Below are 16,495 nucleotides of genomic sequence, written 5' to 3'. Positions count from 1 at the left end.
GTTCGCTCATCACCTCCCGAAAGATTGTGTTCACCCCGTCGGTGGATGTGAAGGCGGCCCTCAAGGCATCGCAGGTCACCATCACCTGCTACGACCGCAACGGCAAGGAGGTGAAGCGTGTGAACTCAAGCGATCCGGGTACGGAGAGTCCTGACGAGAGCGGAAGCGGCAGCGAGAGCGGCGGCGGAAGCGGCGGCAATGAGGACGGCGGCGGCAGCTTGATCTAAGCTGAGGGCAGGGTGCGCAAGCGCCCTTGCCCTAACAAAACCGGAGAGCGTCACGCCGCCAAACCGCGACAAATCGGGGCGCGGTCTTACACGAGGTAAGACCCTACAACGGAGATTAGCGGCGGCAATTATCAATAATCAATAATCAGTTATCATCAATCATCATGAGTTCTACATCTAAATCAAGCACTTGGAAGCTGGTATTGCAGCTTATTGTGGCAGCGCTGTCTGCTATTGCTACAACTCTCGGAGTGACGAGTTGTATGGGAGTGAATCAGTACGTGTGACGACAACTGGTTGAACGGAAACTAAGAGGGAGCGACGCCTTGGCGCCGCTCCCTCTTACTGATTACGGATGTTAATTTGGATTCCGTCGAAAATCGGGGTACAAATCCCCGACAAATCGGGATATGGTCTGCCGTTGTAGGGTCTTACCTCGTGTAAGACCGCAACCCGTGTATGTTATTTCCCCTCAGGCATTTGCGGCGGGCGGTCTTACACGAGGTAAGACCCTACAACGGAGATTAGCGACGGCAAATCCGTCGCAAATCGTTATTTGTACAGATAACTCTCCATTCTTTTTTCTTTTCTTAGAACCTATATATCGAGTAGGAGGAAAACGAAGTAGTTTTCTTCCTACTCGATTCAGTCAACTCGTCAACTAAACAATTACATCATCATCGGCACAACCCATTTGGCAAGCGAATAGCCGCCAAGGAGAAGCCACACCTGCAACACTAAGGCAAGCACAAAAGGCTTCGCTCCTGCCTTCTTAAACTTCTCGATGCTGGTCTCTGCACCCAAGGCAGTCATCGCCATGGTGAGAAGGAAGGTGTCGAAGGTGTTGATAAACTCTACCACGCCAGCAGGAAGAAGGTCGAACGAATTAAATGCGATGACCACGAGGAAGAAAATGGCAAACCAAGGGATGTTGATCTTTCCCTTCTCGCCCTCAGCACCACTCTTTGCAGCAGCGCGAGCCACGCTCCACGTGAGTATGAGTAGCACTGGCACAAGCATCATCACCCTTATCATCTTCACCACGATGGCAGTGTTTGACACGCTGTCGCCCATGGCATTGCCCGCACCTACGACATGTGCCACCTCGTGGATGGTGCTGCCAGCGAAGATGCCCATCTGCTCTGGCGAGAGGTCGAATATGCCGTTGCGATAGAGCACTGGATAGAGAAACATCGACATTGTTCCGAAGATGACCACCGTAGATACTGCCACGGCAGTCTTGTATGCCTTGGCGCGAAGTGCCGACTCAGCTCCGAGCACGGCTGCCGCTCCGCAGATGGCACTACCGACGGATGTGAGCAGTGTGATGCCCCGGTCCATCTTCATCATGCGTCCTACCACGACTCCAATGGATATCGTTGCCGCCACGATGATGGCATCGACGATGATGGCAGGAACTCCCACAGCCGTGACATCCTGAAACGTGAGACGGAAGCCATAGAAGATGATGCCGATGCGCAATATGCGCTTCGAGCAGAACTGTATGCCTGGCACCCACGTGTCGGGAAGGTTGTTTCTTAGTGAATTGGCATAGAGCATACCGAGCACTATGCCGACAATCATCGGACTGAGCGAAAGGCTCTTCACAAAGTCCATCTCGCCTATGTAAAAAGCGGCACACGAGAATAGCGTGATGAGCAGCACTCCGTGCAACATGCTGCTTCGTTGTTCAGATAATTGCATATTTTGTTGAATCTTTGTTTGTTTTTATGTAATAAAGTAGTTATGTCATTAAAGAAAACCTTGTCGCTTCAGTGCCTTGATCATTCCTTCTGACATGGCTTCGTTGTCCTTGCGTGTATAGCGGATGTCGGTGAAGATCTGGGCAAGCGTCTCTTTGTGGTTTATCTCGCAGAAGTGGCGGTTGTCGTCAAGTGCCTCCTTCTCAGCGTAATACTTGTCGATGGCCTCGCGTGTGTAGTCGGAATATTGCTCGTCGTGTACAAACGATGCCAACGGCAGGCGGTCGGTGAGCGGTGGCTGCTCGTCTGGCCATCCCACGGTGAGTGTCGCCACTGGCATGACGAGCTGTGGCAGCTTGAGGGCGTCAATGATCATCTCGGGCATATATACCGTGGTGCCGAGATAGCACAGGCCTAATCCTTCCTCTTCGGCGAGGTTGCAGAAGGTCTGTGTGTAGAGCAGCGCGTCGGTGGCGGCATTGATAAACGAGAGGAAGTTGTCGTAGCCTGGCTGCGCCTTACGTTCCTCACACCAGCGGGTGGTGCGGCGGAAGTCAGCACAGATGGTGAGCACTACTGGCGCTGCCTTCACCATGGGCTGGTTGAAGTGTGCTGGCGCGAGTCTTGCCTTTCCCTCCTCGCTGCGTGTCACCACCACGCTATAGAGCTGTAGATTGCCCATGGTCTGGGTGCGCGAGGCCTGGCTGAGCAGGCGCTGTAGAAGTTCCTGGCTGACATCGTCTGCCTTATACTGTCTTATGGTGCGGCGGTTTTCTATTGTCTTCATAGTCAATACTTGTTTAAACAAAAAGTGCCGCATACCCGTCTTCTTGTTGTCTGACGGGCATGCGGTCTGAATTTTGAATCTGATTACTTATTATAGGGGATATTATTACTTTTCGGTGTAGAAGAGCAGCTGCAGCGGTGTGCTGCTGGTTATGCCATAGCTGGTCTCATTGCCATCAATCTTAAGCAGTGGAGCTACAAGCTGCAAGAGCATAGGTTTCTTGGAGTCTGGCGAGTACTGTCCAATGGAAGGATAGCCCCAGTAGAATCGCATCTCAAACTTGTGTTCCTTACCGCCGTAGTTGAGCGTGTAGTTGATGTTGTCTGGACCAATATAGAACTGTATTGGGTTTACAGTGGCATACTGTATCTTGCAATTGAGCGTGATCTCTGGCTGCTTTTCGATAGCTTCCTTCAACTCGTTGTTAAACTGTATTCTCTCGGCTATGACCTTTGCGGGGATGCCGTAGATGGTCATCGTGGAGTCGGTGGTGATGTTCCAACTTACAGAGACTGTGTCCTGTTTGTCTTTTACGTTGGCCTTGTTCTCGGCGTAATATACCATCTTGCCGTAGTGGTTGCCATGGGTGGCGAGGTAGCACTGCTGTATCTGTGCAGCACTGAGTGCCTGAGAGTCGCTGTCAGAATCTGTGTTACATGATGTGAAAGACAAGGCTGCCATGATGCAGCCAACAAATGCGATTAATGTGAATTTCTTCATTTCTTTTTCTTATGTTTTTTGTAATTACTCTGCAAAGTAAATAACATTTTTCCAATTCCTTGCACAGGAATATGCAAAACAAGCTATTCTTTAACTTTTATTTGCATAATTGTATGCTTATTTACCACGCACGATACATTCATCGGTCTTTTTTTTCATCAACTGCGGCATGGAGGCTTACTTGAAAAGATGTAAAATATTGTGACGCACGAAAGCGCGATGTCCATAGATAGCAACCACAAGGAAACATATCAACGGGAGGACGTAAGACACGTTAGTGGAGGGCAAGCCAAACACGGTGACGCCTGAATCGATGATAAGGGCTTGGAGCGGCGGGAACACCGAACCTCCAAGGATAGACATGATCAGTCCGGCTCCGCCCACCTTGACGTTGTCGCCCAGTCCGCGAAGGGCGATGCCGTAGATGGTGGGGAACATCAGCGACATACAGCCACTGACGAGCACGAGGCAGTAAAGTCCGTTGCGGTCAGTAAACACCATGACGCCAATCACCGAGGCAATGCCTGCAATGGCGAGTATCGACAGCAGACGCCCTGGCTGTATGTATTTCAAAAACCATGTGCAGACGAAACGGCTGCAGGTGAAAAGCACCATGGCAGCAATGTTATACTTCTGCGACAATATCTCGGCCGTCTTCTCGTCCATTCCCTCTTCCATAAACACGCGCGTACCATATTGTATGATAAAGGTCCAGCACATCACCTGTGCTCCGACATAGAAGAACTGGGCGATGACGCCCTCACGATAGTTCTTTATGCGCAGCAGTTCTCTGAGCGACTCTCGCAGTGGCTTTCCGCTGTGGGTGTCGCCGTTCTTCGGCATCTTTGTCACTCTTATCAACACCAACAGCAAGACGATAACTGCACCGATGAAGACGTAAGGCTTGATGAGCACGGCAAGGTCGTGCGACTTCACCAGTTCGAACTGTGCATCGGTCAGCGTGTTGCGTGTGGCGGTGTCCATAGGGCTCATCTTTGCCTGTATGCCTTGCATGGCCACATAAAGTCCTGCAAGACAACCCATAGGATTGAATGCCTGGGCGAGGTTAAGGCGCTGAGTGGCTGTATCCTCACTTCCCATACAGTAGATGAACGGGTTGCAGCTGGTCTCGAGAAACGACAGTCCGCAGGTCATGATAAAATAAGCGAAGAGGAACGGATAATAGATACCCATCTCCTTGGCGGGGATGAATAATAGCGCACCAATGGCATACAGTCCAAGACCAATCATCACGCCCGACTTGAACGAATAGCGCTGGATGAACAGCGCGGCAGGAAAGGCCATGACAAAATAGCCGAGATAGAATGCCACCTGGACGAGCGCGCCCTCGGTGACACTCATACGGAATATCTTTGAGAATGCCTTCACCATAGGACTCGTCACGTCGTTGGCAAAGCCCCAGAGGGCGAAACATGCGGTGATCATTATAAACGGAATGAGGAAACTCACGCCGTCTTTCTTCAACAATCCATTGACTTTGTTTTCTAACAATAGCTTCTCTTCACTCATACTGTAGGATGGTAATAGTTGTCATTATTGATAAATTGTGTGCAAAAATACACTTTTTTATCGAATAGTGCAAACATTTCGCTTTTTTTTTCTAACTTTGCAAGCATAATTGCGACATGATGTCGTATAGTTAAGTTGAAATACCTAAATTCGATATGAAAAAACTATTGTCTTTGCCTCCAAATTTGGTAAGCAGTTTCCACGACGTGACCGGATTGAGCCACGACGACTATTTCTGCACTAACGACCCCATAGGCCACAGGTTAGGAAGCGGAGGAGGAACAACATGGCTGCTCGAACAGTGTTACAACAACGAGGCCAACGGACGCGACTTCGACGAATGGCTGAAAAGCGAAAGACGCATCCTGCTACACGCCGGCGGACAGAGCCGACGGCTGCCGTCATATGCTCCTTCGGGCAAAATACTTACTCCTGTCCCTGTCTTCAGATGGGAGATAGGACAGAAACTGTCACAAGACCTGCTACAGCTGCAACTGCCTCTTTACGAACGCATGATGAACGAGGCGCCAGCTTCGATCAACACGATGATCGTGAGCGGAGACGTGTATATAAGGGCGGCAAGACAACTGCCACCGGTGCCTAAGGCCGACATTGTCTGCTACGGACTTTGGCTCGACGCTTCAATAGCAAAGGACCACGGAGTGTTTGTATCTGACAGACATTCACCATCTGTTTTGAAGCACATGCTGCAAAAGCCTTCGACAGCCACGCTCAACGAACTGCTTCAGACGGGATATTATCTCACCGACATCGGTGTGTGGATGCTCAGCGACAAGGCAGTAAAACTGCTTGCCCAGCACTCAAAAGATGCTGACGGGAACTGGCGCGAATATGACCTCTACTCGGAGTTTGGTTGCTCGGTGGGCACCGACCCGATCATCGACTCGCCCGACCTCAGACAGCTGACCGTGGCCATCGTGCCGCTGCCCGGAGGCGAATTTTATCATTATGGCACCTCGCAGGAGATGATCTCGTCAACACTCGCCATACAAAACCGTGTCAACGACCAGAGAGAGATAAGGCATCACGGCAGAAAGCCTCATCCGTCGATATTTGTCCAAAACGCGATAATAAACACGAAGATTGACTCGTCAAACACTAACCTCTGGATAGAAAACAGCTATATTGCCGACAGCTGGACACTCTCACACGACAACGTGGTGACGGGCGTGCCTGAAAACGACTGGAACATTTGTCTCCAGCCCAGACAGTGTATAGACATCGTGCCTATCGGCGAGACTGACTTCGTGCTGAGACCATACAGTATAGACGACAAATTCGCCGGCGCCGAACAACAGAGGAAACGTTTCCCCATGGTCAGTGGCGCGGCTTCAGACCGAAAGAGGATGGGTGACATACTCATCGGCATGATGGCAGGAAACGACATAGAAGCAATCGTCACACAATACTGTATTCCGAGCGAAAGCCTGCTCTCAGCAGAAGAGATATCAGACCGCGCTAACCTCAGACGACTGTTCGCACAGCGCAAGGCTTTCCGCAAGGCCAACTGGACGGCACTGGCCAAGAACTACCGCCACAGCGTGTTCTACCAACTCGACCTCGACCACGCGGCAAAGGAGTTTGTGGAAATGAACATTCCTCTACCCGACCCTATCGCCGACAACACCACTCTGCTGACAAGGATGCACGACGCGATGTTCAGAGAGAAATACATCTCATTAACAGGAAGCAACAAGGCAGACAACAAAGTAACGACACCGACAGACATTGCCAACCCCTTCACCCTGCTGAGCGAAGGCATCACCACCACGATGGCCACCAAACAGCAACAGCCGCGCATGGGTGTTTACCAAGACCAGATAGTATGGGCGCGCAGTCCGGTGCGTATCGACATCGCCGGAGGATGGACCGACACGCCACCTTACTGTCTCGTGGAAGGCGGCAACGTGGTGAACCTCGCCATCGAACTCAACGGACAACCGCCACTGCAGACCTTCATCCGTCCATGCAAAGAGCCACATATCATACTGAGAAGCATCGACCTCGGAGCAATGGAAAGGGTGGAGACATACGAACAACTCATCGACTACCGACACGTGGGAAGTCCGTTCTCCATACCCAAGGCGGCACTCGCCCTTGCGGGATTCGCACCAGATTTTGCTGAGGAGAAGTTCGCTACACTGAAACAACAACTGGAAACATTCGGATGTGGCATCGAACTGACACTGCTCTCCGCCGTACCGGCTGGCAGCGGCCTCGGCACCAGCAGCATTCTCGCCGCAACGGTGTTGGGCGCGATAAACGACTTCTGTTCGTTAGCATGGGACAAAAACGAGATATGCCGACGCACACTCGTTCTCGAACAGATGCTCACAACTGGAGGCGGATGGCAAGACCAGGCTGGCGGCGTTCACGGCGGCGTGAAACTCCTGCAGACGCAACGCGGTTTCCAGCAGACACCACTCGTGAGATGGTTGCCCGACGACATCTTCACTCTCCCCGAGTATTCCGCTTGCCACCTGCTTTATTATACCGGCATCACACGCACGGCGAAGACTATCCTTGCGGAAATAGTACAGCGTATGTTCCTCAACAACAGCGAACAACTCGAACTGCTCAGACAGATGAAGGCGCACACCAACGATATGGCTGAGGCAATACAGCGCCATGACTTCACGCTAACAGGACAACTGGTGAGAAAGAACTGGAAACAAAACCAACTGCTCGACTGCGGCACTAACCCTGCTGAGGTGAGACGAGTCACCGACCTCATCGACGACCTCTGCTTAGGATATAAACTGCCTGGAGCTGGAGGCGGCGGTTATCTCTATATGGTGGCGAAAGACCCCGAAGCAGCAGCACGCATAAAGCAAGTCATCAACGCAAACCGCACGAATGCCAATGCAAGATTTGTTGACATGACTCTGAGCAAGAGGGGATTGCAAGTAAGCCGAAGTTAATCATCGACACACACAAGAAGATGGAATTCAGAACAATAGTAAGAATAGAAAAACCTACATTCGAGATTCAGCCCATGGAGAGGATGCTCTTCGTGGGCTCTTGCTTTGCCGACAATATCGGCAAGAAATTTGTAGAGGAGAAATTCCGCGCCACGGTAAACCCTTACGGCGTGATGTATAATCCTGCAAGCATTCTACACACAGTGGAAAAGGTGATAAGCCAAGAAAAAGACAAAGCTGACGAAACCGGCGTCGCAATGTTCCGCATCGCCCTTTTCACCCTTGGCACCAATCACGTGTATCGACTTAAAGAGACAGGCGAGATAGTGGATAACTGCCAAAAAAGACCAGCACGGCTGTTTCAGGAAGAAGAGCTCTCGATAGACCTCTGCGCCGACTACCTCGAACGCGCCATGACGCTGCTGAAGGCGTACAATCCTGATATCAAGATCGTGCTCACTGTCAGCCCTATACGCTACGCAAAATACGGCTATCACACCAGCCAGCTCTCCAAAGCCACGCTGCTGCTTGCTGCAGAGAAATGCATCAACGACGCCTCGCGCCTCTTCCCTACTCCATCCATATACTATTTCCCTGCATACGAAATTGTCAACGACGAACTGCGCGACTACCGCTTCTACCGAGAGGACATGCTGCACCCTTCCGACCAAGCTGTGGAATATATCTGGCAGCGACTGCAGGAAACCATGCTGAGCAAAGAGGCCAAGCAATGGCTACGGGAGTGGAAGCCAATAAAAGAGGCTCTCAACCACAGGCCTTTCAACCCCGATTCGCCCGAACACAAGGCGTTTGTGGAGAAGACCATGCAGAGAATAGCCGAACTGAAAGCCCGCTATCCGGAGTTACTGGCGCAACCGACAAACCCTGTGTGGGGAATTAGCACACGACCTATTTAATACAAATAAACACCTCGAAGCCAAATTTCGGAGCATTTATTTTGCCGTTTGAAAAGGAATATGTAATTTTGCACTTCAGAAACAAATATTGTAGTTTTGTATGAAGTACACAATAGAAAAAATCACGACGCTCATCGGAGCGAGGCGCATCGGACACAACGATGCCAACATCGGCTGGATACTGACAGACAGCCGGTCGTTGTGTTTCCCCGAGGAAACACTGTTCTTCGCCATTCGCACACAGCGTAACGACGGTCATAACTATATACCAGAACTTTACAGACGAGGCGTGAGAAACTTCGTCGTCGAACAAGTGCCTTCGGGTGCCGGGAACGAACTGGCGGAAGCAAACTTCCTGAAGGTGACAAGCACACTCGCCGCACTGCAACGACTGGCTGAACGACATCGCGACGAGTTCGACATACCTGTGGTAGGAATAACAGGAAGCAACGGAAAGACCATGGTGAAGGAATGGCTCTACCAGCTGCTCTCGCCACAGATGGTGGTGACACGCTCGCCAAAAAGCTACAACTCGCAGATTGGTGTCCCGCTGTCGGTGTGGCTTCTTGAAAAAAACACCGACATCGCCCTCTTTGAAGCCGGAATAAGTCAGACGGGAGAGATGCAGGCACTGAGAGACATCATCCAACCATCAATCGGCATCCTCACTTCCATCGGACAGGCTCATCAAGAGAACTTCCGCACTATGGACGAGAAATGCCAGGAAAAGCTCCTTCTCTTCCACGACGCAAAAACGGTGATATACAACTCTGACGACGAGATTGTCAGCCGCTCGATGCGCCGCTCGGGATTCGGCGGAAAGAAAATAGCATGGAGCAAGGAAGACCCGCAGGCTACCCTATATATAAAAGAGGTGGAGACGAAAGACAATATCACCCGCGTGGCTTATGTCTTCAACCAAACGACAGAAGGCACTTATCATCTGCCCTTCATCGACGAGGCTTCAGTGGAATGTTCGCTGGCTTGCGCTGCCACAGCCCTGCACCTCGGCATTGATCCAGAGACACTCGACATCAGAATGTCGCAACTCGAACCCGTGGCAATGCGACTCGAAGTGAAAGAAGGACAACACGGATGTACGCTGATCAACGACTCGTACAACAGCGACCTAAGCTCGCTCGACATCGCACTCGACTTCATGAGCAGACGGCCTGACCACAACGGGCGGAAACGCACACTGATTCTCAGCGACATACAACAGAGCGGACAAAAACCCGACAAACTCTACTCCATAGTCAGCGAACTGGCCGAGAAGCGCGGAGTGGACAAGTTTATAGGCATAGGAAGTGTGATTGCAGAGCATAAGGACAGAATCAGCATTACAGAAAAACACTTCTTTGCCGACGTGCCGACATTTATCAGTTCAGAGACATTTCACGCCTTGAGCGACGAAGTGATACTGCTAAAAGGCGCACGACAGTTCGGGTTCGACCACATCACCGAACTCCTTGAACAGAAAGTGCACGAGACAATACTCGAGGTAAATCTCAACGCTGTGGTGGCAAACCTCAACCACTATCGCTCGTTTATGCGACCTGAAACCAAAATAATATGTATGGTAAAGGCCGACGCTTATGGTGCAGGAGCCGTGGAGGTGGCAAAGACATTGCAGGACCACCGCGTAGATTATCTTGCCGTGGCCGTGGCTGACGAGGGTGTCACTCTCCGCAAAAACGGCATCACAAGCAATATCATCATCATGAATCCAGAGATGACCGCCTTCAAGACGATGTTTGACTACGACCTCGAACCCGAAGTGTATAGCTTCCGCATTATGGACGCCCTCATCAAGGCGGCAGAGAAAGAAGGCATCACAAGCTTCCCCGTTCACATCAAGTTAGACACAGGCATGCACCGCTTGGGATTTGACCCTGAGCATGACATCGACGAGGTGATAGAAAGGCTGCATCACCAGAACGCCATCATCCCACGCTCGGTATTCTCACACTTCGTAGGAAGCGACAGCAACGATTTCGACCGCTTCTCAGCCCACCAGTTTGAACTCTTCGACAAGGCAAGCACCAAGCTCCAGGAGGCTTTCGACCACAAGATACTGCGCCATATCTGCAACAGCGCGGGAATAGAACACTTCCCCGAACGCCAGCTCGATGCCTGCCGACTCGGTCTCGGACTGTATGGCATAGACAGTCGCGACAACCACATCCTCAACACCGTAAGCACGCTGAAGACCACCATCCTGCAGCTACGCCATGTGCCGAAAGAGGAAACCGTGGGATATAGCCGCAAGGGCATACTCACACGCGACAGCGTCATCGCCGCCATACCGATAGGATATGCCGACGGCCTCAACCGACACCTCGGACGAGGCCACGCCTATTGTCTCGTCGGAGGCAAGAAAGCGCCATACGTGGGCAATATCTGCATGGATGTGGCAATGATTGACGTCACTGACATCGACTGCAAGGAAGGCGATACGGTAGAGATCTTCGGCGAGCATCTGCCTGTAACAGTATTGAGCGATATACTCGACACAATACCCTATGAGGTGCTCACGGGGATAAGCAATAGAGTTAAAAAAGTATATTTCCAAGATTAAAGCAAACGTTTACGGCGATTTTCCAAGTGAAAGTTGCCGTAAATTCGTATATTTTTAGTATATTTGCAGCCAGAATGATTAATTATTAATAAAAATAACCTATTTAAAATGAGTTCTATCAAAACAAAGACCATGACCAACTTCCGTTGGGTCATGTGTGCGCTACTCTTCGTAGCAACTACTGTCAACTATCTGGACCGACAGGTTCTCTCACTCACATGGAAGGACTTTATCGCTCCTGAGTTCCATTGGACAGACGACAACTATGGTACCATCACTGCCGTCTTCTCCATCGTCTATGCCATCTGTATGCTTTTTGCGGGCAAGTTTGTCGATTTCATGGGCACAAAGAAAGGTTACCTCTGGGCCATCGGCGTATGGTCGGCTGGCGCCGTAGCACACGCTCTCTGCGGTTGGCTGACGGTAAACATCGAGGGTTATGCCTCTGTGTCTGAGATGGCTGCCGTGGAGACTGGCTCTGCCGCCGCCCTCATCATCGCCACGACAAGCGTTTGGCTGTTTGTTGCCGCACGCTGTATTCTCGCTCTCGGTGAGGCTGGCAACTTCCCTGCAGCCATCAAGGTGACAGCCGAATACTTCCCAAAGAAAGACCGCGCTTTCGCCACGTCGATATTCAATGCTGGAGCATCTGTCGGCGCGCTGGCAGCTCCTGCCACCATTCCTCTGTTGGCTCAGTATTTCAAGGATGCCGGCATAGGAGGCGGATGGGAAATGGCATTCGTCATCATCGGTGGTCTGGGCTTCATCTGGATGGGCTTCTGGATTTTCCTCTACGACCAGCCAGAGAAGTCGAAGCACGTAAACAGCGCCGAGCTGACATATATCCAGCAGGACGACGAGACACCAGCTATAAACGCCACCGAGGAGAAGTCGGAACTGAAGATTCCTTTCCTCAGCTGCTTCAAGTATCGTCAGACATGGTCGTTCATCACCGGTAAGTTCTTCACCGACGGCGTTTGGTGGTTCTACCTCTTCTGGGCTCCAGCTTATTTCTCTGACCAGTATGGCTACAAGTCAAGCTCTTCTGAGGCTATCATGCTCATTTTCACCCTCTATGCTATCGTGACCGTATTGTCAATCTACGGCGGTTATCTGCCAAAACTCTTTGTAGAGAAAAAAAGCATGAACCCTTACGGCGGACGTATGCTGTCGATGCTTATCTTCGCCTTCTTCCCGCTGCTTGCTCTCTTTGCACAGCCTCTCGGCGCAATGTCGGCTTGGTGGCCTGCCATCATCATCGGTCTGGCCGGTGCAGGACATCAGGCATGGTCGGCAAACCTCTTCTCTACCATCGGCGACATGTTCCCGAAGTCGAGCATTGCCACTATCACTGGTATCGGCGGTATGGCAGGCGGTGTAGGTTCATTCCTTATCAACAAGGGTGCCGGAGCTCTCTTCACCTATAGCGATGCTCAAGGCTCAGCTTTCTCGTTCCTCGGTTTCGACGGAAAAGAAGCTGGATACATGATCATCTTCTGCATCTGTGCCGTTGCCTATCTGCTGGCATGGGTTATCATGAAGGCTCTCGTTCCTAAGTATCGTCCAATCACCGAATAAAAGGTAAGAACAATATCTATCATATTCGAAAAAAAATCCCTATGGCCTGGAATAGACCATAGGGATTTATATTTTTTAATTACCTGAAGTCTTAGAAGAGCGTCAGAGTGAAAAGATAAACCACTGCTGCGGGAATGGCAAGCAGCGAAGAGTCGAAGCGGTCGAGCATTCCGCCATGACCGGGAAGAATAGAACCGCTGTCCTTGATGCCTAACGTGCGCTTGAAGAGGCTTTCCACGAGATCGCCCCAAGTGCCAAACACGACCACCGTAAGACCAAGTCCTATCCATTCATACATGGTCAGTTGCAAGTCGTTGATGCCATACTGCTCAGTAAGATACCATACACCTATAGCCGCTGCTACGACAAAGACGCCGCCTCCAACGCTTCCCTCCCAACTCTTTCCCGGACTGATGCGCGGAAAGAGCTTGTGACGACCGAGAAGAGAGCCACAGCAATAGGCACCAGTGTCGTTGATCCAGAGGAAGACAAATACCGACAGTGGCAACACCGACGTGAATGTCATACCTTCTGCCGACACACGAAAAGCCAAGATATTAAGCAGCGAGAAGGGCAACACGACATATAGCTGAGACATCATGGTGTAAGCCCAGTCGTGTATCGGGTCTGGCTGCTTGGCATACAGCTCTGAAACAAGGAGATACAGTATTGTGACGAGATAAGGCACAAACACCGTTGGCGGCGTCATGCCACAAGCATAGCCTGCCATAGCAAGAAAGAAATAGCAGCCGGCAACAGTAGAGATAAAACGATTGACCGACACATCATCGCGCCGGTTGACAAGTCCGGTAAACTCCCACACCGTCAGTCCTGTGACAAGACAGAACAGAGCTATCATCGCTACAGGATCCAAAAAGGAAACCACGACAGCTGCCACAAACAGAATGCCTGTTATTGTTCTTGCTATAAAATTCTTCATACGAAAATATTATTCTTCTTTTTTATCGTTCCTTACTTTTTCCTCAAGACTGGTGCCCTGAGCTTCCAATTCCTTCGCACGCTTTTCGGCCATAGCCTCAGCCTCGGCTTTCTGCTGGGCTTCAAGAAGTTCTTCCGAACGGCTTGTCCATGGGCGTTTGCCGAATATGCGTTCCACGTCGTCAGCGAAGATGACTTCACGCTGCACAAGCAAGTCAGCTAACTGACGGTGGCCTTCGCTATGCTCTTCGAGTATCTGCTTGGCGCGCTCATACTGTCCGTTGATCATCTTCAGCACCTCGTCGTCCATTATCTTTGCGGTAGTCTCAGAATAAGGACGCTGGAATGAATATTCATTGTTGTTATAATAACAGATGTTAGGAAGGCGCTCGCTCATACCGGCAAAAGCAATCATTCCGTATGCGCTCTTGGTGACACGCTCAAGGTCGTTCATGGCACCTGTAGAGATTCGCTTCAGGAAGACTTCCTCAGCTGCACGGCCGCCAAGTGTGGCACACATCTCGTCGAGCATCTCCTCCTTGGTAGTTATGGCTCGCTCCTCGGGCAGATACCATGCTGCACCCAAGGCACGACCTCGAGGTACGATGCTTACCTTCACCAGCGGATTGGCATGCTCGCAGAACCATGAAATAGTGGCATGGCCTGCTTCATGGATGGCGATGGCGAGCTTCTCGGAGTCTGTCATTATCTTTGTCTTCTTCTCAAGTCCGCCGATGATACGATCTACAGCATCGAGGAAATCCTGCTTTCCTACCGTCTTGCTGTTGTGTCGGGCAGCGATAAGGGCGGCTTCATTGCAGACATTGGCAATATCTGCTCCAGAGAATCCCGGAGTCTGTCGCGACAAGAAATCAATGTCGAGAGACTCGTCAGTCTTCACCGGTTTAAGATGTACCTGGAATATGGCCTTGCGCTCGTTGAGGTCGGGCAGATCGACATGTATCTGACGGTCGAAACGTCCTGCACGCATAAGGGCCGAGTCGAGCATGTCGGCACGGTTAGTGGCAGCAAGGATGATAACGCCACTGTTTGTGCCGAAGCCGTCCATCTCTGTGAGGAGGGCATTAAGAGTATTCTCACGCTCGTCGTTTCCGCCCATGGCAGGATTCTTTGAACGGGCGCGTCCCACGGCATCGATCTCGTCGATGAAGATGATACACGGCGACTTCTCCTTTGCCTGACGGAACAGGTCGCGCACACGACTGGCTCCGACGCCGACAAACATCTCCACGAAGTCGCTTCCGCTCATGGAGAAGAAAGGCACACCAGCCTCGCCCGCCACTGCCTTGGCAAGCAGGGTCTTACCCGTTCCCGGAGGTCCAACAAGCAGTGCTCCCTTAGGAATTTTTCCTCCTAATTCGGTATATTTTCCAGGATTTTTCAGGAAATCGACAATCTCCTGTACCTCTTGCTTGGCGCCAGCCTGCCCTGCAACATCTTTGAACGTGACATTTGTAGGGTTTCCCTTCTCGTACATCTTCGCGCGGCTCTTGCCCACGTTAAAGATGCCAGAAGCACCGCCCATGCCTCCCCCGCCCATGCGTCTCATAATGAATATCCATATTCCTATGATAAAGACAAACGGCAAGACATTGTAAAGAATCATACCGAAGAAATCGTTGTCACGCGAGTTCTCGTAGCTGTAATCGCCCACAAACTGTTTCTTCTGTTTTGCATCATCAACAAACTTCTCCACCTGATCGACAGAACCGAACTGCACTTCCACAGACGGTTCCTTGCCGGTCTTGTCGATACCTTGTTGGAAGACGTCGCGCACATGTTCGGGCTTGACATACATGTGAAGAATATTCTTGTCCTTGTTGACCACGATTTTTGAGGCATAGCCTTTGACGACCATACTCTTAAACTGATCGTATGATGCCTCGGTGCGCAAACTCGAATTAGAGTTGCCACTTGTAAAATAAAGTACTCCGATTGTAAAAAGAGCGAGAATATATATCCAATTCATATTGAATTTTGGCATTCTCATCTCCGGTCCCTGTTGGGGATTACTCATAATCAATTATTAATTAAGAATTTGTAACTTCAAATAATATTATTCCTCGTCTGGCACACGCTCCATCTTGGCATCTTCCCAAAGATGTTCGAGATCATAATACTCGCGCACGTCGGGCAAGAAGATGTGTACCATGGCGTCGGTGTAGTCCATAGCCACCCATTGGGCATTCTCCAGGCCCACCACTTTAACAGGTTTCTCTCCAGCAAACACTCTCACCACGTCGGTGACCGAGTCGGCAATGGCCTCGACCTGTGTCGGCGACTGTCCTGTACAGATGACGAAATAGCGGCAGATGGCACCTTCGATATTACCCAGGTCGGCAACGACGATGTTGCTTCCCTTCTTTTCCTGTATTCCTTTTTTAATACTTTCTACTAATTGCTTTGTTTTTTCCATTAATATATAAACATTTATAGGGGAAAAGAAAGCACGTTTGTGTTCCCTCTTCCCATGATTTCGGTGCAAAGATACTACTTTTAATTAAGAATTAAGAATTAAGGAATAAGAAAATAACGTCCTCCAAACATTATTAA

At 50.6% G+C, this 16,495-nt stretch carries 12 protein-coding genes and 1 pseudogene; 6 read left to right on the top strand and 7 right to left on the bottom strand.

Annotated elements, in window-relative coordinates:
* Both CIK99_RS15305 and CIK99_RS15300 read left to right on the top strand, forming a co-directional pair.
* A pseudogene (locus CIK99_RS15305) lies at positions 1–227 on the top strand (DNA-binding protein); the annotation flags it as partial.
* Positions 228–391: 164 nt separating this feature from the next.
* Entirely contained in the window at positions 392–514 is a 123-nt protein-coding gene (locus CIK99_RS15300) for a smalltalk protein (RefSeq protein WP_158215874.1), read from the top strand.
* 382 nt (positions 515–896) lie between these two features.
* Here CIK99_RS15300 and CIK99_RS07180 read toward each other — a convergent pair whose 3' ends face one another.
* The 4 genes from CIK99_RS07180 to fucP form a co-directional block, all read right to left on the bottom strand.
* Positions 897–1,931 (bottom strand): YeiH family protein, encoded by a 1,035-nt coding sequence (locus CIK99_RS07180; RefSeq protein ID WP_094380854.1) that lies wholly within the window; start codon positions 1,929–1,931, stop codon positions 897–899.
* A gap of 48 nt (positions 1,932–1,979) precedes the next feature.
* Positions 1,980–2,717, bottom strand: coding sequence for a nitroreductase family protein (locus CIK99_RS07175; RefSeq protein ID WP_094380853.1), 738 nt, complete (start codon positions 2,715–2,717; stop codon positions 1,980–1,982).
* A 105-nt stretch (positions 2,718–2,822) separates the two neighbouring features.
* Positions 2,823–3,437, bottom strand: a complete 615-nt coding sequence (locus tag CIK99_RS07170; protein WP_094380852.1) for a DUF4840 domain-containing protein — start codon at positions 3,435–3,437, stop codon at positions 2,823–2,825.
* 177 nt (positions 3,438–3,614) lie between these two features.
* On the bottom strand, positions 3,615–4,967 hold the full coding sequence (gene fucP / locus CIK99_RS07165; protein WP_094380851.1) for an L-fucose:H+ symporter permease: 1,353 nt from the start codon (positions 4,965–4,967) through the stop codon (positions 3,615–3,617).
* A gap of 155 nt (positions 4,968–5,122) precedes the next feature.
* Between fucP and CIK99_RS07160 the strand changes: the two genes are divergently transcribed.
* From CIK99_RS07160 to CIK99_RS07145, 4 genes are all read left to right on the top strand, one after another.
* Positions 5,123–7,909 (top strand): bifunctional fucokinase/fucose-1-phosphate guanylyltransferase, encoded by a 2,787-nt coding sequence (locus tag CIK99_RS07160; protein WP_094380850.1) that lies wholly within the window; start codon positions 5,123–5,125, stop codon positions 7,907–7,909.
* Positions 7,910–7,929: 20 nt separating this feature from the next.
* A complete protein-coding gene (locus CIK99_RS07155; protein WP_094380849.1) occupies positions 7,930–8,826 on the top strand; it encodes a GSCFA domain-containing protein in 897 nt (298 codons plus the stop codon).
* 100 nt (positions 8,827–8,926) lie between these two features.
* A complete protein-coding gene (locus CIK99_RS07150) occupies positions 8,927–11,404 on the top strand; it encodes a bifunctional UDP-N-acetylmuramoyl-tripeptide:D-alanyl-D-alanine ligase/alanine racemase (protein ID WP_094380848.1) in 2,478 nt (825 codons plus the stop codon).
* 108 nt (positions 11,405–11,512) lie between these two features.
* Positions 11,513–12,982 carry an MFS transporter gene (locus CIK99_RS07145; protein ID WP_094380847.1) on the top strand — a complete coding sequence of 490 codons (1,470 nt, stop codon included), beginning with the start codon at positions 11,513–11,515 and terminating at the stop codon, positions 12,980–12,982.
* A 91-nt stretch (positions 12,983–13,073) separates the two neighbouring features.
* Here the strand turns inward: CIK99_RS07145 and CIK99_RS07140 are convergent, their stop codons facing one another.
* From CIK99_RS07140 to rsfS, 3 genes are read right to left on the bottom strand one after another with little or no spacing between them, the layout of a single operon-like run.
* A complete protein-coding gene (locus tag CIK99_RS07140; RefSeq protein ID WP_094380846.1) occupies positions 13,074–13,922 on the bottom strand; it encodes a phosphatidate cytidylyltransferase in 849 nt (282 codons plus the stop codon).
* A 9-nt stretch (positions 13,923–13,931) separates the two neighbouring features.
* On the bottom strand, positions 13,932–15,959 hold the full coding sequence (gene ftsH / locus CIK99_RS07135) for an ATP-dependent zinc metalloprotease FtsH (protein ID WP_094380845.1): 2,028 nt from the start codon (positions 15,957–15,959) through the stop codon (positions 13,932–13,934).
* 39 nt (positions 15,960–15,998) lie between these two features.
* Entirely contained in the window at positions 15,999–16,358 is a 360-nt protein-coding gene (gene rsfS, locus CIK99_RS07130) for a ribosome silencing factor (protein WP_094380844.1), read from the bottom strand.
* Positions 16,359–16,495: the final 137 nt, after the last annotated feature.

This window comes from Prevotella sp. P5-92 (assembly GCF_002251245.1).
GTDB lineage: Bacteria > Bacteroidota > Bacteroidia > Bacteroidales > Bacteroidaceae > Prevotella.
This window is presented reverse-complemented; position numbering and strand designations above follow the sequence as displayed.